At 59.3% G+C, this 21,631-nt stretch carries 12 protein-coding genes; 5 read left to right on the top strand and 7 right to left on the bottom strand.

Annotated elements, in window-relative coordinates; translation table 11 throughout:
• Positions 1-161: 161 nt before the first annotated feature.
• Entirely contained in the window at positions 162-4,115 is a 3,954-nt protein-coding gene (putA, locus tag K5E40_RS13865; protein WP_221731263.1) for a trifunctional transcriptional regulator/proline dehydrogenase/L-glutamate gamma-semialdehyde dehydrogenase, read from the bottom strand.
• A gap of 455 nt (positions 4,116-4,570) precedes the next feature.
• Between putA and putP the strand changes: the two genes are divergently transcribed.
• The 4 genes from putP (at position 4,571) to K5E40_RS13845 (ending at position 9,700) form a co-directional block, all read left to right on the top strand.
• On the top strand, positions 4,571-6,055 hold the full coding sequence (gene putP / locus K5E40_RS13860) for a sodium/proline symporter PutP (RefSeq protein ID WP_221731262.1): 1,485 nt from the start codon (positions 4,571-4,573) through the stop codon (positions 6,053-6,055).
• 286 nt (positions 6,056-6,341) lie between these two features.
• The gene (locus K5E40_RS13855) at positions 6,342-8,354 is read left to right on the top strand and encodes a type VI secretion system tip protein VgrG (protein WP_221731261.1); all 2,013 of its coding nucleotides are present in this window, start codon (positions 6,342-6,344) and stop codon (positions 8,352-8,354) included.
• The gene (locus K5E40_RS13850; RefSeq protein WP_221731260.1) at positions 8,344-9,048 is read left to right on the top strand and encodes a DUF4123 domain-containing protein; all 705 of its coding nucleotides are present in this window, start codon (positions 8,344-8,346) and stop codon (positions 9,046-9,048) included. The genes K5E40_RS13855 and K5E40_RS13850 overlap by 11 nt, the downstream gene beginning before the upstream one ends.
• 331 nt (positions 9,049-9,379) lie before the next feature.
• Positions 9,380-9,700, top strand: coding sequence for a hypothetical protein (locus K5E40_RS13845; protein WP_221731259.1), 321 nt, complete (start codon positions 9,380-9,382; stop codon positions 9,698-9,700).
• A 103-nt stretch (positions 9,701-9,803) separates the two neighbouring features.
• Here K5E40_RS13845 and K5E40_RS13840 read toward each other — a convergent pair whose 3' ends face one another.
• Positions 9,804-10,217 (bottom strand): type VI secretion system amidase immunity protein Tai4, encoded by a 414-nt coding sequence (locus tag K5E40_RS13840; RefSeq protein WP_221731258.1) that lies wholly within the window; start codon positions 10,215-10,217, stop codon positions 9,804-9,806.
• A gap of 163 nt (positions 10,218-10,380) precedes the next feature.
• Here K5E40_RS13840 and K5E40_RS13835 point away from each other — a divergent pair, with 163 nt between their 5' ends.
• Positions 10,381-11,220: a 23S rRNA (adenine(2030)-N(6))-methyltransferase RlmJ gene (locus K5E40_RS13835; RefSeq protein ID WP_221731257.1), complete on the top strand. Its 840-nt coding sequence runs from the start codon at positions 10,381-10,383 to the stop codon at positions 11,218-11,220.
• 51 nt (positions 11,221-11,271) lie between these two features.
• Here K5E40_RS13835 and msrA read toward each other — a convergent pair whose 3' ends face one another.
• The 5 genes from msrA to aceE all read right to left on the bottom strand — a co-directional run bounded on the left by msrA (position 11,272) and on the right by aceE (position 21,303).
• Positions 11,272-11,937 (bottom strand): peptide-methionine (S)-S-oxide reductase MsrA, encoded by a 666-nt coding sequence (msrA, locus tag K5E40_RS13830; RefSeq protein ID WP_221731256.1) that lies wholly within the window; start codon positions 11,935-11,937, stop codon positions 11,272-11,274.
• Positions 11,938-12,046: 109 nt separating this feature from the next.
• On the bottom strand, positions 12,047-14,743 hold the full coding sequence (locus K5E40_RS13825; protein WP_221731255.1) for a bifunctional diguanylate cyclase/phosphodiesterase: 2,697 nt from the start codon (positions 14,741-14,743) through the stop codon (positions 12,047-12,049).
• A 253-nt stretch (positions 14,744-14,996) separates the two neighbouring features.
• Complete coding sequence (locus K5E40_RS13820) at positions 14,997-16,394, bottom strand: alkaline phosphatase D family protein (protein WP_221731254.1); 1,398 nt, start codon at positions 16,392-16,394, stop codon at positions 14,997-14,999.
• Between the two features lie 281 nt (positions 16,395-16,675).
• The gene (gene aceF / locus K5E40_RS13815; protein WP_221731253.1) at positions 16,676-18,646 is read right to left on the bottom strand and encodes a dihydrolipoyllysine-residue acetyltransferase; all 1,971 of its coding nucleotides are present in this window, start codon (positions 18,644-18,646) and stop codon (positions 16,676-16,678) included.
• A gap of 11 nt (positions 18,647-18,657) precedes the next feature.
• Positions 18,658-21,303 carry a pyruvate dehydrogenase (acetyl-transferring), homodimeric type gene (gene aceE / locus K5E40_RS13810; RefSeq protein WP_221731252.1) on the bottom strand — a complete coding sequence of 882 codons (2,646 nt, stop codon included), beginning with the start codon at positions 21,301-21,303 and terminating at the stop codon, positions 18,658-18,660.
• Positions 21,304-21,631 lie beyond the last annotated feature (328 nt).

Raw genomic sequence — 21,631 nt, 5'->3', positions numbered from 1 at the left:
ATGAGGGCAACACTAATCAAATGTGGGCGCGGGCTTGCTCGCGAATGCGGTGGGTCAGGCAACATTGATGTCGACTGATTCTCCGCATTCGCGAGCAAGCCCGCTCCCACAGGGGAATGACATTCCAGGCAAGCATTGCGGTTGCCTGGAATTACAGCGTGTTAACCGATAGTCATCAGGCTGGCGTTACCACCCGCCGCTGCCGTGTTGACGCTCAACGCCCGCTCAATCACCAGACGTTCCAGCGCAATGTTGGTCTCGCCCTCGGACAGGCCCTGAACGCCAACAATTGCGCCGGCGCGCTTGGCGATTTGCTGGCAAACGCTGCGCAACTGGTCGGAATGGCCATGATGCAGAACCGCATCAAACACCACCTCGTCCTTGTTCCAGTCAGCAACCCGGTTGATTCGTGCCTGAATCTCCTTCGGCAGACGAGCGAACAACGCCTTACTGATGTCGGATTCCGGCCACACCGCTGAACCGCCTACAGCCAATACCGCCGCCAGTTGCGTCAGCAGATCACCTTCGACGTCCGCCAGGCACAGCACGTGCTCGCGCGGCAGGATCGCGTAGCTGTTCTTCTCGCCGGTCGGGCCCGCGAGAACGCGGGTGATGCCGCTCTGCGATTGTGCGGCGTACTGCGCGCACAGCGTGCTCAGTTGCGCGTACTTGTTGCTTTCAGCCCAGGCTTTCAGGGCTGTCAGCGGCTTGCTCATGGCGTCGCGCAAACGAACGTCCGGGGCGACGACAGCATCACCGCGAGCGAAGGATTGTTCGATGGCGTCGGTAGGACGCGTCGACAGCAAGCGGTACAGATACAGCGGGCCACCAGCCTTCGGACCCGTACCCGACAAGCCTTCGCCGCCGAACGGCTGCACGCCGACCACGGCACCGACAATGTTGCGGTTGACGTAGACGTTACCGGCGTTGACGTTGTCGATCACCTTGGCGATGGTCTCGTCGATGCGGGTGTGCACGCCGAGGGTCAGGCCGTAACCGGATGCATTGATCTGGCCGATCAACTGGTCGATCTCTTTACGCTTGTAGCGAACCACGTGCAGCACCGGACCGAAGATCTCGCGTTGCAGTTCGTCGAAGCTTTCCAATTCGATCAAGGTCGGCATGACGAAGGTGCCGCGTTTGACTTCTTCGGTGTCGGCGATCGCCACCTGGTAAACGTTACGACCTTTATCGCGCATGCCCTGGATGTGCTTGTCGATGCCAGCCTTGGCTTCGGCGTCGATCACCGGGCCGATGTCCACGGACAGGCGCTCAGGGTTGCCGAGTCGAGCCTCGGCCATCGCGCCTTTGAGCATTTCGATGACACGATCGGCGGAATCTTCCTGCAAGCACAGCACACGCAGGGCCGAGCAACGCTGACCGGCGCTATCGAAGGCCGAGGACACCACATCAATGACGACTTGTTCGGTGAGTGCCGAGGAGTCGACGATCATCGCGTTCTGGCCGCCGGTTTCAGCGATCAGCGGAATCGGGCGGCCCTGGCTGTCGAGACGGCCAGCGATGTTGCGTTGCAGCAGACGCGCCACTTCGGTGGAGCCAGTGAACATCACGCCTTTGACGCGCTCGTCACCGACCAGACCGGCACCGACGGTTTCACCACGACCCGGCAGCAGTTGCAGCACGCCTTCCGGAATACCGGCTTCGAGCAGCAAACGCACGGCTTGCGCGGCGACCAGCGGGGTTTGCTCTGCAGGTTTGGCCAAGACCGGGTTACCCGCAGCCAGTGCCGCAGCGACCTGACCGCTGAAGATCGCCAGCGGGAAGTTCCAAGGGCTGATGCACACCACCGGGCCCAGTGGGCGGTGGGCGTCGTTGCTGAAATCGTTGCGCGCCTGCACCGCGTAATAACGCAGGAAGTCGACCGCTTCACGGACTTCGGCAATGGCGTTGGCGAAGGTCTTGCCGGCTTCACGCGCCAGCAGGCCCATCAGCGGCTGGATCTCGCCTTCCATCAGGTCAGCGGCACGCTCCAGAATCGCGGCGCGTTCGGCGGGCGGGGTAGCCTGCCAGATCGGCGCAGCATTGAGGGCGCATTGAATCGCGTTGTCGACGTCTTCGACGGTGGCTTCTTGCACATGACCGACCACATCGCGGTGATCCGACGGGTTCAGCACCGCTGCCGGCGTTTCGTTGCTGGAAGCGCAGCCGAGCATCGGCGCTGCTTTCCAGTCGTTGTGCGCGGTCGCGAGCAGGGCGCAGGACAGCGACGCCAGACGATGTTCGTTGGCCATGTCGATGCCGCTGGAGTTGGCGCGCTCGGCGCCATACAAGTCACGCGGCAGCGGGATGCGTGGGTGCGGCAGGCCGAAGCCACCTTCCACGGTTGCCATTTGCTCGATCTGAGCAACCGGATCGGCCACCAGTTCCTGAATTGAAATCGACTGGTCGGCAATGCGGTTGACGAACGAAGTGTTCGCGCCGTTTTCCAGCAGACGACGGACCAGATACGCCAGCAGGGTTTCGTGGGTACCGACCGGCGCGTACACGCGGCACGGACGGTTCAGCTTGCCTTCGGAAACTTTGCCTACAACCTGCTCGTAGAGCGGTTCGCCCATGCCGTGCAGGCACTGGAATTCGTACTGGCCCGGGTAATAGTTCTGACCGGCAATGTGGTAAATCGCCGACAGGGTGTGGGCGTTGTGCGTGGCGAACTGCGGGTAGATGACTTCCGGCACCGACAGCAGTTTGCGTGCGCAGGCAATGTAGGAAACGTCGGTGTACACCTTGCGGGTGTAGACCGGATAGCCCTCCAGGCCTTCGACCTGAGCGCGCTTGATTTCGCTGTCCCAGTACGCGCCTTTCACCAGACGGATCATCAGGCGATGACGGCTGCGGCGCGCCAGATCGATCACGTAATCAATCACATACGGGCAACGCTTCTGATAAGCCTGGATCACGAAACCAATGCCGTTCCAGCCCGTCAGTTGCGGTTCGAAGCACAGGCGCTCGAGCAGATCCAGCGACAGTTCCAGACGGTCGGCTTCTTCGGCGTCGATGTTCAGGCCGATGTCGTATTGCTTGGCCAGCAGGGTCAGCGACAGCAGGCGTGGGTACAGCTCTTCCATCACGCGCTCGTACTGCGCACGGCTGTAACGCGGGTGCAGTGCCGACAGCTTGATGGAAATGCCCGGGCCTTCATAAATCCCACGACCGTGGGAGGCTTTGCCGATCGAGTGAATGGCTTGTTCGTACGACGCGAGGTACTTCTGCGCGTCGTGTTCGGTGAGTGCGGCTTCACCGAGCATGTCGTAGGAATAACGGAAGCCCTTGGCTTCGAACTTGCTCGCATTGGCCAACGCTTCGGCGATGGTTTCGCCGGTCACGAACTGCTCGCCCATCAGGCGCATGGCCATGTCGACGCCCTTGCGGATCATCGGCTCGCCGCTCTTGCCGATGATGCGGCTCAGCGACGACGTCAGGCCGGCTTCGTTGTGCGTGGACACAAGCTTGCCGGTCAGCAGCAGGCCCCAAGTGGCCGCGTTGACGAACAGCGAAGGGCTGTTGCCCAGGTGCGGATGCCAGTTGCCGGTGCTGATCTTGTCGCGGATCAACGCGTCGCGAGTGCCTTTGTCCGGGATGCGCAGCAGCGCTTCGGCCAGGCACATCAGCGCCACGCCTTCCTGGGACGACAGGGAGAATTCCTGCAGCAGGCCCTGAACAATGCCTGCACGACCGCCGGCACTCTTCTGGTTACGCAGTTTTTCCGCGATGGTCGCGGCGAGCTTATTGGTGGCTTCGGCCATCGTTGCCGGCAGTCGCGCCTGCTCGATCAGCATCGGCACCACTTCCGGCTCGGGGCGACGGTAAGCGGCGGTGATCGAAGCACGCAGTACCGATTGCGGCAGGATGCTTTCAGCGAATTCGAGGAAGCACTGGTGGGCGTGATCGGTGTGGACTTCGCCCGCGTCATCGGCGTCCTTGGCGGTCAGGCCGTTCAGCTCGGTCAGGGTTGCACCACCCTCGAGTTTTTCCAGGTAATTGAAAATTGCCTGCTTGATCAGCCAGTGCGGCGTGCGATCAATCGAGGTTGCGGCCGCCTTCAGGCGCTCGCGGGTTGGGTCATCGAGTTTGACCCCAAGGGTGGTGGTAGCCATATTTTTATCCTCATGGTTGCCACAGTTGCGTGGCATCAGCTGGCGGCAAGATTAGCCGCGCGTTGAAAGAGGTGCAACCGGGTGCAACCCTTTTTTGTCGGAAAAACAGGCAGTTCGTCAGGAATTAATTTCTGGCACGAAAGTGCTGCCCCTGCTTGGTGCTTTTGCTTCTAGCCAAGAGCCATGACTGCCACAAAAGGGAGCAAAAACGGGGCGATTGTCGATAAATCCGACTAGGTGCAACTTATTCGGTCGAAACTGGTTGCACCTTATTTGATTTGTTGCATAGCATTCGCGCCCAAGGTGCAACCGGGATACCCGGTGTACCGGCTGGTGGCTTTCCTGGGGAAACATCAGTCCTAAATGCGCGGGATACGGAATCGTCTGCCAAACTTAGTCGTTTGTGCACGATTCACCACCGTTGCTACATAAAAACAAAGCCAGGGCGTAACTCAATGAGCGTAAGCAATCCAACCCTGATCACGTTCGTGATCTACATCGCAGCAATGGTGCTGATCGGCTTGATGGCCTATCGCTCCACCAACAACCTTTCTGACTATATTCTTGGCGGCCGCAGCTTGGGCAGTGTCGTAACGGCCCTGTCTGCCGGTGCTTCCGACATGAGTGGCTGGTTGCTGATGGGCCTGCCGGGCGCCATCTACATGTCCGGTCTGTCTGAAGGCTGGATCGCCATCGGTCTGGTGATCGGCGCCTACCTGAACTGGCTGTTCGTCGCCGGCCGTCTGCGTGTGCAGACCGAGCACAACGGTGATGCCTTGACCCTGCCGGACTACTTCGCCAGCCGCTTCGAAGACAAAAGCGGCTTGCTGCGGATCATCTCGGCGATCGTGATTCTGGTGTTCTTCACCATCTACTGTGCTTCCGGCATCGTGGCCGGCGCCCGTCTGTTCGAAAGCACCTTCGGCATGTCCTACGAGACGGCGCTGTGGGCCGGTGCTGCGGCGACGATTGCCTACACCTTTATTGGCGGTTTCCTCGCGGTGAGCTGGACTGACACCGTGCAAGCCACGCTGATGATCTTCGCTCTGATCCTCACGCCGATCATCGTGCTGCTGGCGACCGGTGGCGTCGACACCACGTTCCTGGCCATCGAAGCCAAGGACCCAAGCAACTTCGACATGCTCAAGGGCACCACTTTCATCGGCATCATCTCGTTGATGGGCTGGGGTCTGGGCTACTTCGGTCAGCCTCACATCCTCGCGCGTTTCATGGCCGCTGATTCGGTGAAATCGATTGCCAAGGCTCGCCGCATCTCCATGACCTGGATGATCCTGTGCCTGGCTGGCACCGTGGCTGTTGGTTTCTTCGGTATCGCTTACTTCTCGGCGCACCCGGAAATGGCAGGCGCAGTCACTGAAAACCCTGAGCGTGTGTTCATCGAACTGACCAAGATCCTGTTCAACCCATGGGTTGCCGGTGTCCTGCTGTCGGCGATCCTGGCGGCAGTGATGAGTACCCTGAGCTGCCAGTTGCTGGTGTGCTCCAGTTCTCTGACGGAAGACTTCTACAAAACCTTCGTGCGCAAATCCGCTTCGCAAACCGAACTGGTCTGGGTCGGTCGCACCATGGTGCTGTTGGTCGCACTGATCGCTATCGGTCTGGCGTCCAATCCGGATAACCGTGTACTGGGTCTGGTGTCCTACGCCTGGGCCGGTTTCGGTGCCGCGTTTGGTCCGGTTGTACTGATCTCGGTGATCTGGAAAGGCATGACCCGCGACGGCGCACTGGCCGGTATCCTGGTCGGCGCGATCACCGTGGTGGTCTGGAAGCATTTCGAGCTGATGGGTCTGTACGAAATCATCCCGGGCTTCATCTTCGCCAGCCTGGCTATCTTCATCGTCAGCAAACTGGGCGAGCCAACCAAAGGCATGGTGCAGCGCTTCGAAGCGGCGGAAAAAGATTTCCACCTGAACAAGTGATTGCACTGAGCTGAGGCTCACAGAAAACGGCCCGTCTCCAACAAGAGGCGGGCCGTTTTTTTGTGCCTGCACTATCTCTGATTCACCACCATCCCCTACAGGAGCGAGCAGGCTCACTCCTATAGGGGGTGGTGGTTTTGAGGGCTGTGTCTGTAGTCGGATGCGTCGATTTTCGGAGGATTATTCGACAGTACAAGTAGGGGGAATCTGATTTTCCCGTCACCCGCTCAGCACCCCTTGCCCCTCATGCAGAATCGCCCGCCCTCATTCTGCAGAGAGACATCGGATGTTCGCGCCTGCCAATCAACCGCGTTTCACGTTGACCCTCGAAGGCGCCCAGCATGACCTCAAGGTTCTTGAGTTCACGGGCAAGGAAGCCATCAGCCAACCCTTTCGTTTTGAACTGGAACTGGTCAGCGAGCGGCCGGATCTGGACCTGGAAAGCCTGCTGCACTGTCAGGCGTTTCTGAGTTTTGATGCAGACGGTTCCGGCGTCCATGGTCAGATTTATCAGGTTGGGCAGGGCGACTCCGGGAAACGTCTGACGCGCTATCACGTAAGCCTTGTCCCGCGTCTGACATACCTTGGGCAGCGGATCAATCAGCGGATATTCCAGCATCAGACCGTGCCGCAGATCGTGGCGCAGATCCTTAAGGATCACGCGATTCTGCGCGATGCCTTTGAGTTTCACCTCGGCAGCGACTACCCGCAGCGTGAATATTGCGTGCAGTACGCCGAGAGCGATCTGGCGTTCATCCAGCGCCTGTGTGCGGAAGTCGGTATTCATTACCACTTTCAGCACAGTCCCGAAGGCCACTTGCTGGTGTTCGGCGATGATCAAACCGTGTTCCCGCGATTGGCGCAACCGAAGCTGTATTTGCCGGGAAGTGGCATGGCGGGCGGAGGGCCAGCGATCAAGCGTTTCAACGTTCGCGTGGAAACCCGTACCAGCGTAGTCACCCGGCGCGACTACAACTTTGAAAAGCCGCGCCTGCAACTGGAAAGCCGCATCGACGGCGAGCAGCGCCCGGTGCTGGAGGATTATCACTTTCCCGGACAATTCGATGATCGGGAAACCGGCAAACACCTGGCTCAACGTGCACTTGAGCGGCATGCCGCCGATTACCGTCAGGCCGAAGGCATCAGCGATGAGTCGGCACTGGTTAGCGGACATTTCCTGCAACTTACCGAGCATCCGCGTCAGGACTGGAACGATCTCTGGTTGCTGACGGCCATTGAACACCGTGGCCGACAGCCGCAAGTGCTGGAGGAATCGGTGACCAGTGATGGGGAAGAGTTCCAGGGTTACCGTAATACCTTTCTCGCCACACCGTGGGACGTGTTCTTTCGCCCAGCCTTGGGGGCGAAGCCGCAGGTGCGCGGGTATCAACCCGCCGTCGTCACCGGGCCTCAGGACAGCGAAATACATTGCGACGAATACGGTCGGGTCAAGGTGCAACTGGCCTGGGACCGTGACGGCGAGTTCAACGAACATTCCAGTTGCTGGCTGCGGGTCGCCACGGGTTGGGCGCACGACGGCTACGGTAGTGTGCTGATCCCAAGAGTCGGCATGGAAGTGCTGGTCGGGTTCATCGATGCCGATGCCGATAAACCGTTGGTAATGGGTTGCCTGCCAAACGCCGCCACCCCGGTACCGCTGGACCTGCCGGCCGAGAAAACCCGCAGCCTCTTCCGTAGCCAGAGCAGCCCCGGTGGCGGGGGCTACAACGAACTGCGCATCGAGGATAAAAAAGGCGCCGAGGAAATCTACCTGCGCGCCCAGCGCAACTGGACGCAGCATGTGCTGCACGATCAGCAGGTGCAGGTCGACAACCAGCGCAGCATCGTCGTCACCGGCACCGCCAAACATGAGCTTAAGGCCGATGAACAACGCATCACCCACGGCCAGCGCCAGACCGAGGTGAAGCAGGATGATCATCTGACGGTGGTGGGTGATCGGCATATCCGCGTGAGCAGTCAGGCGACCAGCGCCAGTGCGCAATTCCACGTCAGCGCCGGCCAGCAAGTGGTGATCGACGGCGGCGCGAGCGCGACGATTCAGGCGGGCGGGCAGTGGATCAACATCGGCCCCGGCGGGATTTTCAGCAGCGTACCGATTGTTGTGGGTGGCGCGCCGATGGCGGCGATGAGTGCGGCGCCGAGTGTGCCGGGGTTGCCGGATACATTGGCGGCGGCGCCGGCGGCAATGCTGACGGCCGCGCAAATTATGAGTTTTAAAGGCGATGCGCCGTTCTGCGAAGAGTGCGAGCGCTGCAAGGACGGTGTCTGTGCAGCCTGACTTGCTTGAGCCGCGCGCATGGTTGGCGCGTGAACCGCTGAAACCGGCAGAGCAGTTGTTCGCGATCTTCAGCAATGCCAGTGATGCCAAGCCGCCGCCGGTGACATCGAGCCCGATCTGGGCGGACACGATTTACGCCGAGTGGGACGCGGTGATGCCCTATGTGGGAATTGTCGCGGCGGACAGTGAGTTTCTGGATTGGGTGGCGACTACCGAGTCCCGTGACTGGGGCTGGTTGGCGGTGTCTTCGGCGAGCCTGGAAGTGGTGGTCGAGCATTTTCGCAGCCTGAGTCAGGTGCTGATGCCGAGCGGTAAAACGGTGTTTTTTCGGTTTTGGGATGGGCGGTTTTTGTTGCCGATCTTGCAGTCCGATGCAGTGGATGCGGCGCAGCTTTTGCCGATGATTTCACGCGGACTGATCAATGGTCAGGCCTTGGACATCGGGGGGCGGGCGCAGGTTTCGGGGCGTGTGTTTCCTTGGTGGACGGTGCCTGACTCGGTGTTGGCTTCGGCGGGGAATGACGTCCGGGTGGGCAACGCCGTGCAGTGGCTGAGCGAGGAGCATCCCGCATTGTTCGAGGCATTTCCCGAGGCGGTTTTGCGCTGCAAGGTCGGGCAGTTTTTTGAGCGTTCAACGTCGGAAGAATCGTCGCAATCGGCGTTGTTGGCGTATTTGCTGGCAGAGTCGGAGTGACATTTCCGGGCGAAGGCTTCGGACGTTTCCTTCGAGTTGCGGCGGTTTTCATGAACTGGTGGGCGGTGATTTTCGGGGATAGTCTTGAACTGTCACCGCAGATGCGGCGACAGGGTGTAGGAGCCTTGATACTAGAAGAGTGCATAAACGTCGTTGCCCGATTTGCGGCAGTCTACGTGCGTCCGTAAGATCATTTGCGGCGGCTATGCGCGGGCACGCTTCGGCGTGGCCGAGTTCTCTGGTCTCGGTACTCCTACCCCGCGCATGGCTGCCACCCAAACCTGTAGGAGGGCGATGGTGGAAGCTCATTTCACTACCAGAGGTTCAAAAGATGACAGCGCTAAAACCGGATCCACCCTACGAAAAAATCATCCCCCATCCCGACAATCGCTTCATGGCCCTCACCGGCAATTGCAGCGACATGCCCACCCTGTTCATCGACACCCACGTCCCCTCCGACATCCTGATGGACGCTGCCAACCATCGCATCCGCACGGTCGTCCAGGTGCTGGAAAACCTGTGCATGCGCGGCTCGATCGAGTGCGACTCGATGATCCTCAGCGACTTCGCCCGGCTCTGCGTGATTCCGTTACGTGATGGGTGTGATGTCCTCGATGTCATCGGCAAGCGGTTGCGCGCGATGCCTTCCTGAATTTTCAGGAGCAAGATCAAAAGATCGCAGCCTTCGGCAGCTCATAGAATTCCCTGTAGGCGCTGCCGAAGGCTGCGATCTTTTGACGTTGAGGGTACGGCAGTCAGTCTGCGATGTAGCGATCCTGAGTCTTGATAAAACTGTCGAAAGCCTCTGAGTTGTAGACCTCCAGGCACCCATAAAAAACGACATTGCTGTTCGAGTGTTTGCTGATCGACGGTGTCTGCTCGTAGGCCGCATACACATAGTTTCTGGTTTCTTTATATGGATCGTGCAGCGCTTGCAGCGTGTCTTCATTTTGCAGGACGGAGTGCATGCCTTTGCCCATGAACGAGTAAGCACCAGCGGACAGACCGATGTCCTTTTCCAATGCTGAATTTTCTTTGAATGGCTTCAGGATGCAGTGACTCAAACCGTAGTTCTTGAGCATTTGGCGGGCCTGCGCAATGTGGTTTTCGCCCGAAACAGCGTGCATTGAGCCGATCAGGCACAGAGAGAAAAAGATCGGGTGACGCATGGGGTGGACTTCCTGTCGGCGAGTACCTGCCAGTTAAGCGAGATAAATGACCTGTGGCGAGGGGGGTGGGTCAGATTCTTAACATGTAAGAGGCCGCTCAGCCGCCACCCCCTGACTTGCCGCCCGGTAAAAGGTAAACTTTGCGCCCTTCGCAGGAGCAGCCATGAATTATCGTCACGCCTTCCATGCCGGCAATCACGCCGATGTGTTCAAACACCTGACCTTGACCCGCCTCATCGCCCTGATGTCGCGCAAGGAGCAGCCGTTTGCCTATCTCGACAGCCACGCCGGCATCGGTCTGTATGACTTGCAGGGCGATCAGGCCAATCGCACCGGTGAGTACCTGGAAGGCATCGCGCGGTTGTGGGATCAGCCCGACTTGCCGGCGCTGACCGCCGACTACATGAAGGTGCTGCACGCGATGAACCCGGATGGCCAGTTGCGCTATTACCCGGGCTCGCCGGAGCTGGCGCGACGTCTGACCCGCCCGCAGGATCGGCTGATGCTCAACGAGAAGCACCCGCAAGACGGCGTGCTGCTCAAGGACAACATGGCCGGCGATCGTCGGGTGAAAGTTCATCTGGGCGAGGGCTGGCATGTGGCGCGGGCGATGTTGCCTGTGCAGGAGAAGCGTGCGGTGATGTTGATTGACCCGCCGTTCGAACAGCTCGATGAAATGCAGCGGTGTGCGGCATCGATGAAAGAGGCGATTGGCCGGATGCGCCAAACCGTGGCGGCGATCTGGTATCCGGTGAAGGATCAGCGCGCGTTGCGCCGTTTCTATCAGGACTTGGCTGGCACCGGTGCGCCGAAGTTGCTGCGCGTGGAGTTGCTGGTGCATCCGCTGGACACGCCGAACAGCCTGAACGGCTCCGGGATGGCGATTGCCAATCCGCCGTGGGGGCTGGAGGAAGAGTTGCGTGAGTTGCTGCCGTGGCTGTCCAAGAAATTGGGCCAGACCCAGGGTGGGTGGCAGATGGATTGGTTGATTGCCGAGAGCTGATCACTGAGTGATCGTTCCCACGCGTAGCGTGGGAACGATCAGCAAAGGGGTTTAATTACCCGCCAGGCTCGGTGGCATGCACACGCCGGTGCCGCCAATCCCGCAGTAACCTTCCGGATTTTTCGCCAGATACTGCTGGTGATACGCCTCGGCGAAGTACACGGTCGGCGCCTGTTCGATCTCGGTGCTGATTTCACCCAGGCCCGCCTTCGACAACTCAGCCTGATAGGTCGCCTTGCTCTTCAGCGCCGCTTCCAGATGTGCAGGGCTGGTCGCGTAGATCACCGAGCGGTACTGGGTGCCGATGTCGTTGCCCTGACGCATGCCCTGCGTCGGGTTGTGCAGTTCCCAGAACATCGCCAGCAGCTCTTCGTAGCTGACCTTGGCCTTGTCATACACCACCAGCACCACTTCAGCGTGGCCGGTCAGGCCTGAGCAGACTTCTTCGTAAGTCGGGTTCGGCGTGAAACCGCCGGCGTAACCGACCACGGTGCTGACCACGCCTTCACGTTGCCAGAAGCGACGTTCGGCGCCCCAGAAGCAACCCAGACCGAAAATCGCAAAATCGACGTCCTGGAAAAACGGGCCAAGCAGCGGGGTTTCTTCGAAGACGAAGTGCTTTTCCGGCAGGGTCATCGCGGTTTCGCGGCCGGGCAGAGCTTGATCTTTAGTCGGGAGCACGTTTTTGTTCACCAGAATTTCCGAGCGCAGAACCATGATCGTTCCTCTCAGTCAGGATGGGATGTAAAAAGTCAGACCGCCAGTGTGCCCAATGATGCCCAGTTAATCACTAGTCAAAATGTGCGGCTTTCTCACGGGGGAGGGGTTACAGGCAGAGCGGGCCGCGTGGGTAGCGTTTGAGGGCCTGGATCAGCTCGGCGCCCGGGATCGGCCGGTCGAACAGGTAGCCTTGGCCGACATCGCAGCGATGACGACGCAGGAACGCCAGTTGTTCGGCTGTCTCGATACCTTCGGCCACGACTTTGAGTTTCAGGTTGTGGGCCATGGCGATCACCGCGGAGGTGATTTCCATGTCGTCCTGGTTGTCGGGGATTTCGTGGATGAAGCTGCGATCGATCTTGATGACATCGATCGGGAATTTTTTCAGGTAGCTGAGCGACGAGTAACCGGTGCCGAAGTCGTCCATGGCCAGGGTCAGGCCTAGGCGCTTGAGCTGATCGAGTTGCAAGTGCGTGTCTTCGGTGGCTTCGAGCAGCAGGCCTTCGGTCAGTTCCAGTTCGAGCAGATTGGCCGGCAGCGCTTCTTCCTTGAGGATGTTGGCGATGGAGGAGACCAGGTCAGGGTCGGAGAACTGCTTGGGCGACAGATTGATCGCCACTTGCAGATTGCCCATGCCGGCGGCTGTCAGGGCTTTGCTCATGCGACAGGCCTGACGGGCGATCCATTTGCCGATCGGAATGATCAGGCCGGTTTCTTCGGCGACGCTGATGAACTGGTCCGGGCGAATCATTCCGCGTTCCGGGTGATTCCAGCGCAGCAGCGCTTCCATGCCCAGCAGGCGACCACTGCGCAAGCACAGTTTTGGCTGGTAGAACACGTCCAGTTCATTCTGGGTCAGGGCGCGGCGCAGGTTGTTCTCAACGAACAGTTTGTAACTGGCCTCGGCATTCAGCGCCTCGGTGAAGACTTGCACCTGATGTTTGCCGTTGGCCTTGGCTTTGTGCAGGGCCAAACCGGCGTTACGCATCAGGGTTTGTGGATCACGGCCGTGCAGCGGCGCGCAGGCCAGGCCTACGGAGCCGGTGACGCTGATCAATTGGTTGTCGACGAACATCGGTTTGTCGAGGGTCATCAGCAACTGGCTGGCGATCTGTTGGCCGGCTTCAAGGTCGGTGTTGTCGAGCAACACAGCGAATTCGTTACTGGCGAAACGGGCGAGGCTGCCGCTCGGGCTCAGGCTATTGCGCAGACGGCGGGCGAGGCTGATCAGCAGTTTGTCGCCGGTCTGATGGCCGAGGCTGTCGTTGATCCGTTTGAAATTGTCGATGTCCACCAGCAGCAGGCTGATCGGGGTGTCGCTATCCCGGGCGAAGCGCTCGTCCAGATTGCGAATAAATGCAGGCCGGTTGCCGAGGTTGGTCAGGTTGTCGGTGTACGCCAAACGCTCGATGCGTTGCTGCGCCAATTTGGTCTGGGTGATGTCTTCGTAGATGCCGATGTAATGCGTCAGCTCACGGTTGTCGCCGTACACCTTGGAGATCGACAACTGGCCCCAGTACGGTTCGAGGTTTTTGCGGCGGCTCTTGAATTCGCCCTGCCAACTGTTGCTCTTGGCCAGCGCCGAGGGCGCGTCGAACAGCAGCTCGCTGAGGTTTTCCAGGGCCGGCAGTTCCGACAGACGCTGGCCGTGGACTTCCTCGGTGGTGTACTGGGTGATGGCGGTGAAGCTGGGGTTGACGTACTCGACCACGCCGTCGCAGTTGACCAGCAAAAAAGCGTTGGCACTTTGCTCGACCGCACGCTGGAACAGGTGCAGGGCGCTGGTGGCGGTGCGGCGATTGTGGTTGTTGATCACTTGTGCGAACTGGTCGGCCAACTCACCGGCGAAGGCAATCTCGTCGGACTGCCAGGCGCGGGTGACACCGGTCTGTTCCAGACACAACACGCCGACTACTTGGCCGTCGACGCGGATGCTGGCGTCGAGCATGGCATTGACGTCACGCGGGCGCAGGGCCTCGGCCATTTCGCGGGTGCGCGGGTCGCGCATCGCGTTGTGGGCGTCAATGGCGCGGCTACTGTGCAGCGCCTCCATATAGTCGGGGAAGCTGCTGACGTCGATCACGTCGGGCAGGATGTACTCCTGCGTCGCGCGGTGGTAAGCCGAGATCGGCACCAGTTGCTGGCCGTCGAGGTTCCACAGGCTGGCGCAGTCGATTTCGTAGATATCGCAGGCACAGCGGGTGATCAGTTCGGCGGCTTCCTGCAGCGAGTTTTGCGAGCTGTAGCGTTGGCGGGTGAGCAGCAGAATCAAATCTTGCTGGGCACGTACGCGTTCGAGATGTTGCAGTTGTTCCTGCTGGGCGCGCTGGTTCAGTTCAAGAGCGATTTGCAGACGGGAATTCTGGGTTTCGAGGTCAACGGAGGGCAGTGGCGGCGCATCGTCAAAGACGTTATCAACCGCCAGCAGATAGCCGCGCAGCAGATGACGGTTGTGCTGTTTATACGCCTCGCCGAGTTCGAGGATGCTCAACACGCCTGCCATGGTGTGCAACGTGTAGCGCACCAGATAGTGCGGCCCCGTGCTGAGTTGCTGCTGGATCGCGTCATGCAGTTGATAACGCGCTTCGGGCTCCATCAGGCTGGCGTAAGGCGAGCCAACCAGTGCGCAGAGTTCGACGGCCGGTTGACCGAACTGGCGTTCGCAGTTGGGATCAAGAAACAGCATCGCCCAACTGGCTTCATTCAAGCGCTCGAAACGCAGCATGCCGAGCCGGGAGGGCACAGGCAACTGTGTCACTACCTCGGCCACCATACGGCTGGCGGCATCGGGTTGGCTCTTCATGAAGGAAACTCGCTTGGAAATATGCTGAACGCGCCGGGCTCTCGCCCTCTTTACTGTTGCCTGCGGCAAGGTTGCATCATTGCGGCACTGACTGACAAGAGTGATGAAGGCCAAGTGCTATAAGAATGTGTCGGCTGCTCGGAGCATTTCTGCAGTGGGTGCGATAAAAGAGCCAAAGATCGCAGCTTGCGGCAGTGCCTACAGGGGGTTGAAACTTATGCAGGCGCTGCCGAAGACTGCGTTTTTTTGCGTTTCAGCGCAGTTTCAGGCTGATGGTTTGCAGCTTTTTGCCGTCGCGATCGTGGTAATTGACCAAAATTTGATCAGTCTCGACCACCAGGTGGGCGAAGTTGTCCTTGCTGACCACCTCGCTGGTCAATTCATGCATATAGTCGCCCGCCGCCGTGCGCACCAACGGCTGATCAAGGATGAAGGTGGACGCCTTGGCGTACGGCAAGAGTTTGCTGTTGCACAGCGGCGAGGAAACGATGGTGTGGACTTCAAAGTCCGGGTCTTGGCTGTGTGTCAGGCGCGACGTCAGTGAGCCGTGTACGTCGCCAGAAACGAACACGACATTCTTGATCTGTCGGGTGCGGATGGTTTCGAGCAGGCGCAGACGCTGTTCCGGAAAGGCTTTCCAGGCGTCATCGCCGTGAAGCTTGCGATCCGGGTAGAACATGACGCTGGTGACCACGAACTTGACCCGTGCCGGGCTGTTGATCAGCCATTTAAGCAATGCTTGCTCTTGCGCCTCATCGAGAATGCGGCGGTCACTGGCTGACAAGTTGCGGCGAGTGCGACTGTCGGTCACAAACCACTCGATATCGCCGTCGCTGAATTGATACCAATAATGCTTAAGCGTTGAACGATCAACTTGACCACTCGTTGTGAGTGAGTGTGCCGGGCTGTGACTGACTTGATACAACTCATAAGCGGCCATGGCATTGCGATACAACTCGTGATCGGATTTACCGGCGTTTGCCGGCCAGTTGTCTTCGATCTCATGATCATCAAGAATCATGTAGGTCGAAGTAGTTGACATCAGTCGTTGTATGTTGGGTTGTGAAAACGCTGCGCGGTACTTTGCAAGAATATCTTTATATTCCCGATCCGGTGCAATCAGGTTCAGGTCATCGACATAGATTTGGTCTCCCGTCATGAGCGTTGCACTGATCGGCGGCTGTGCGCCTTCGATCAACTGGTTTATAGATGCAAAGATCCGGTCGCCTAAATGGGGCAGCGATGCGATACCTGCTGTCATGCGCAGGTAGCGGCATGAGCCGACGATGTAAGCACGAGGTTGCAAGGCCTTGCTGGAGCGGGTGCGAAACCGGTAAATCTCCCTCGGCCACTGCAGCGGCAACTCCGCCACACTGTGGACGGTATGCACGGGATTCATCGGGCTGAACCATACCGCCTGGTACTCATACTCGGTATCAGTACTCAAGTTGTTGAGTGTCAGTACTTCCGTCATGTCGCGTAGCGCGCTTAACTTGGCGAATGTGCCTTTTGACCAGTGTTGTGATCCGGAACTGCGGTAACGGATTGCAGCAAATACTGCTGCATTGCTTTGATAGTCACCGCGAATAAGGATTCGCGCATGGTTAGTTGTGATGTGGCCGATGAGTGGGCCAATAGTCGGTTTGAACATGTTCGAATCCATTCGAATTAACGTTTGATTTGGAATAACTAAGGCAAGAATTTTTAATTAACTTTGCTGTATCAAGACTAGTTATGTAGGGAACAAAAATATCGTCGCGAAGTGGACGGTGGTCGTAGCTGATGTCAGTACAACCTGTGGGAAAAAACCGCAGCATGGTTTTCGCGAGACAAAAAAAAGCCCCGTCAAACTGACGGGGTTGAGGTGCGAGCGTGTGGCGCTCGAAAACGTGAAGCACAAGCGGCCCTCCGTTACCGGAGGGCCGCTTGGGATTACAGCAGGATGGTGCGGATGTCCGCCAGCAGGCTGCCCAGACGCTGGGTGAAGCGTGCAGCGGCGGCGCCGTTGATCACACGGTGATCGTAGGACAGCGACAGTGGCAGCATCAGTTTCGGCTGGAAGGCTTTGCCGTCCCAGACTGGCTGGATGGTTGCCTTGGAAACACCGAGGATCGCCACTTCCGGCGCGTTGACGATCGGCGTGAAGCCGGTGCCGCCAATGTGGCCGAGGCTGGAAATGGTGAAGCAGGCGCCTTGCATGTCGTCAGCGGTGAGCTTCTTGTCGCGGGCTTTGGCGGCCAGCGCAGCGGCTTCGGCGGCCAGTTGCAACAGGCTCTTCTGGTCGACGTTCTTGATGACCGGTACCAGCAGGCCATCCGGGGTGTCGACGGCGAAACCGATGTTCACGTATTTCTTGCGGATGATCGCTTTGCCGCTTGGCGCCAGCGAACTGTTGAAGTCCGGCAGTTCCTTGAGCATGTGCGCGCATGACTTGAGCAGCAGTGGCAGGATGGTCAGCTTGACACCAGCCTTCTCTGCAACGGCTTTCTGGGCAACGCGGAACGCTTCCAGCTCGGTGATATCAGCCGAGTCGAACTGAGTCACGTGCGGGATGTTCAGCCAGCTGCGGTGCAGGCTCGACGCGCCGATCTGCATCAGGCGAGTCATCGGCACTTCTTCGATTTCGCCGAAACGGCTGAAGTCGACGACCGGAATCGGCGGGATGCCTGCGCCACCGGTTGCGCCAGCAGCAGCGGCCGGTGCTTCCTTGGCCTTCTGCATCATCGCTTTGACGTAAACCTGCACGTCTTCTTTGAGGATGCGACCGTGTGGACCGCTGGCGCCGACAGCGTTCAGTTCAACACCGAACTCACGGGCCAGTTGACGCACGGCAGGGCCAGCGTGCACTTTGGCGCCCGGCTTGGCCGGCGCCGCAACCGGCGCGGCAGCAGCAGGTGCAGCGGCTGCCGGAGCAGCAGCGGCAGGCGCAGGAGCACTTGGCGCAGCAGCGGCTGGAGCCGGGGCAGCAGCAGGGGCCGCGCCTTTGACTTTCAGCTTGAGGATCAGGTCGCCGGTGCCGACTTCGTCGTCCAGCTTGATGGAAACGCTTTCCACCACGCCAGCAGCAGGCGATGGAATTTCCATGCTCGCCTTGTCGGATTCCAGAGTGATCAGCGATTGATCAGCCTCGACGGTGTCGCCAGCCTTGACCAACACTTCGATGATCTTGGCCTTGCCGGCCGAGCCGATGTCCGGAACGTGGATGTCCTGAACGCTGTCGGCTACAGGTGCCGCTGGAGCGGCAGCAGGAGCCGGCGCAGCAGCAGCGGCTGGCGCAGCGGCCTGAGCTGGAGCGGCTGCAGCCGGTGCCGCAGCACCTGCCACTTCCAGATCCAGAATCAGGTCGCCCGTGCCGACTTCGTCGTTGAGCTTGACGCTGATGGCCTTGACCACGCCCGCAGCAGGCGACGGGATTTCCATGCTGGCCTTGTCGGATTCCAGGGTGATCAACGATTGATCAGCCTCGACGGTGTCGCCGACCTTGACCTGAATCTCGATGATCTGGGCCTTGCCCGACGAACCGATGTCCGGCACGTGCACTTGCTGAACCGAAGCGGCAGCAGGGGCAGCAGGGGCAGCGGCTGGCGCGGCAGCAGCAGGTGCGGCGGCCGGTTTTTCTTCGGCTTTGGCAGCAGGCGCGGCGGCAGGCGCAGGGGCCGCTTGCGCGGCGCCCTCGACTTCCAGCTCAAGCAGTTCGTCGCCTTCTTTCAGGCGGTCGCCCAGCTTCACTTTCAGGCTTTTGATGACGCCAGCCTTCGGGGCCGGCACTTCCATGCTGGCCTTGTCCGATTCCAGAGTCAGGATGCTCTGGTCGGCTTCGATGCGGTCGCCGACCTTCACAAACAGTTCAATTACTTCACCTTCACCGCTGCCGATGTCAGGTACGCGAATGAGTTCGCTCACAGAGTTTCTCCTCAGCAGTCCAGTGGGTTGCGTTTTTCCGGGTCGATGCCGAACTTGGTGATGGCTTCAGCCACGACCTTAGGTTCGATATCGCCACGGTCAGCCAGTGCTTCCAGGGCTGCCAGCACCACGAAATGACGGTCGACTTCGAAGAAATGACGCAGTTTCTTGCGGCTGTCGCTGCGGCCGAAACCGTCGGTGCCCAGGACTTTGAATTCCTTGGACGGTACCCACTGACGGATCTGCTCGGCGAACAGCTTCATGTAGTCGGTAGAGGCGATAACCGGACCTTTACGGCCGCTCAGGCACTCTTCAACGTAGCTCTGCTTAGGCTTCTGGCCAGGCTTCAGGCGGTTGCTGCGCTCTACGGCCAGGCCGTCGCGACGCAGTTCGTTGAAGCTGGTGACGCTCCACACGTCGGCGCCGACGTTGAACTCTTCACGCAGAATCTTCGCCGCTTCACGCACTTCACGCAGGATGGTGCCGGAGCCCATCAGCTGTACGTGGTGTGCCGCTTCGCGGGTGTCTTCTTCGAGCAGGTACATGCCTTTCTTGATGCCTTCTTCGGCACCGGCCGGCATGGCTGGCTGCTGGTACGACTCGTTCATCACGGTGATGTAGTAGAAGATGTCCTGTTGCTCTTCGGTCATCTTCTTCATGCCGTCCTGAATGATCACCGCCAGCTCGTAGCCGTAGGTCGGATCGTAGGTGCGGCAGTTCGGGATGGTGGCAGCCAGCAGGTGGCTGTGACCGTCTTCGTGCTGCAGGCCTTCACCGTTCAGGGTGGTACGGCCGGCGGTGCCGCCGATCAGGAAGCCACGGGTACGGCTGTCGCCAGCGGCCCAGGCCAAGTCGCCAATACGCTGGAAGCCGAACATCGAGTAGAAGATGTAGAACGGGAGCATCGGCTGGTTGTGGCTGGAGTACGAAGTACCGGCGGCGATGAAGGAGCTCATGGCGCCCGCTTCGTTGATGCCTTCCTCAAGGATCTGACCTTTCTGGTCTTCCTTGTAGAACATCACCTGGTCTTTATCGACTGGCTCGTAGAGCTGGCCAACGGACGAGTAGATGCCCAGTTGACGGAACATGCCTTCCATACCGAAGGTACGGGCTTCGTCCGGGATGATCGGTACGATGCGCGGGCCGATTTCCTTGTCCTTGACCAGTTGCGCGAGGATCCGCACGAACGCCATGGTGGTGGAAATTTCGCGGTCGCCGGAACCGTCGAGGATAGCCTTGAGGGTGTCCAGGTCCGGCGTCGGTACGCTGAAGCTCTTTGCGCGGCGCTGAGGCACGAAACCGCCCAGTGCAGTGCGACGCTCGCTCAGGTAACGGGCTTCGGCGCTGTTTGGCTCTGGCTTGAAGAACGGCAGGTTCTCCAGCTCTTCGTCCTTGACCGGAATGTCGAAGCGGTCGCGGAACAGCTTCAGGCTTTCAACATCAACTTTCTTGGTGTTGTGCGCGGTGTTTTTCGCTTCGCCGGCACCGGTGCCATAACCCTTGATGGTCTTGGCCAGGATGACGGTCGGTTGTTCTTTGTGGTTGACCGCTTCGTGGTACGCCGCGTAGACCTTGTACGGGTCGTGGCCGCCACGGTTGAGTTTCCAGATCTCGTCGTCGGACAGGTCTGCAACCATCGCCTTGAGTTCTGGCGTGTTGAAGAAGTGTTCACGGACGAACGCGCCGTCTTTGGCTTTGTAGTTCTGGTACTCGCCGTCGATGACTTCGTCCATGCGACGTTGCAGGATGCCGTCGACGTCTTTGGCCAGCAGTGGGTCCCAGAAACGGCCCCAGATGACTTTGGTCACGTTCCACTGAGCACCACGGAACACGCCTTCGAGTTCCTGGATGATCTTGCCGTTGCCGCGAACCGGGCCGTCTAGGCGCTGCAGGTTGCAGTTGATGACGAAGATCAGGTTGTCCAGTTTCTCGCGGCCGGCCAGGGAGATCGCGCCCAGGGATTCCGGCTCGTCGCACTCGCCGTCGCCCAGGAAGCACCAGACTTTCTGTTTGCCCGGCTGGATGAAACCGCGATGTTCCAGGTACTTCATGAAGCGTGCCTGGTAGATCGCCTGGATCGGGCCCAGACCCATGGATACGGTCGGGAACTGCCAGAAGTCAGGCATCAGCCAAGGGTGCGGGTAGGACGACAGGCCCTGACCGTCGACTTCCTGGCGGAAGTTGTTCATCTGGTCTTCGGTGATGCGGCCTTCCATGAACGCACGGGCGTATACGCCTGGCGAGGTGTGGCCCTGGAAGTAGATCAGGTCGCCGCCGTGTTCGTCGGTCGGGGCCTGGAAGAAATAGTTGAAGCCGATGTCATACAGGGTCGCGCTGGAAGCGAAGCTGGAGATGTGACCACCCAGGTCAGAATCTTTCAGGTTCGTACGCATTACCATGGCCATCGCGTTCCAGCGTACCAACGAGCGAATGCGGCGTTCCATGAACAGGTCGCCAGGCATGCGTGCTTCGTGAGTCACCGGGATGGTGTTGCGGTAAGGCGTGGTGATGGCGTAAGGGAGCTGCGAGCCGCTGCGGGTCGCGAGTTCGCCCATACGGGTCATCAGATAGTGAGCACGGTCTTCGCCTTCTTTGTCGAGAACCGATTCCAGGGCGTCCAGCCATTCCTGGGTTTCGACGGGATCGAGGTCTTGCATGGCTTGCTCCAGGGCGGAAAGGCTTCCAGAATCGGTTGCCTGAGTTTGCGACTGGCCTTGTGGGCAGACGATTTAAAATTCTTGGATTGCCGACAGGTTGTTCCGGCGGCGTGTAGTTTTACTACAAATCTTCCGGCATTTCAGCCTTTCGGATGTATAGACGAGTAGTAAAACTACAGATGAAAGGCTTGTGGCCTCTGACTGTGTTGTGAGAATAATCGTTAAGGTTGGTCGATTACCATCCAGAAAAGGTGAAAGTTTGATGTTGGCTGCCAAAGAAAAAGAAATATCAGCTATTTCTAACTTTTGTTCGACAGTCCTTCGCGTA

The sequence above is a fragment of the Pseudomonas baetica genome (assembly GCF_019733355.1).
GTDB classification, from domain to species: Bacteria; Pseudomonadota; Gammaproteobacteria; order Pseudomonadales; family Pseudomonadaceae; genus Aquipseudomonas; species Aquipseudomonas baetica_A.
Note: the sequence above shows the minus strand (reverse complement) of the source record. Positions and strands in the feature narration are given on the sequence as shown.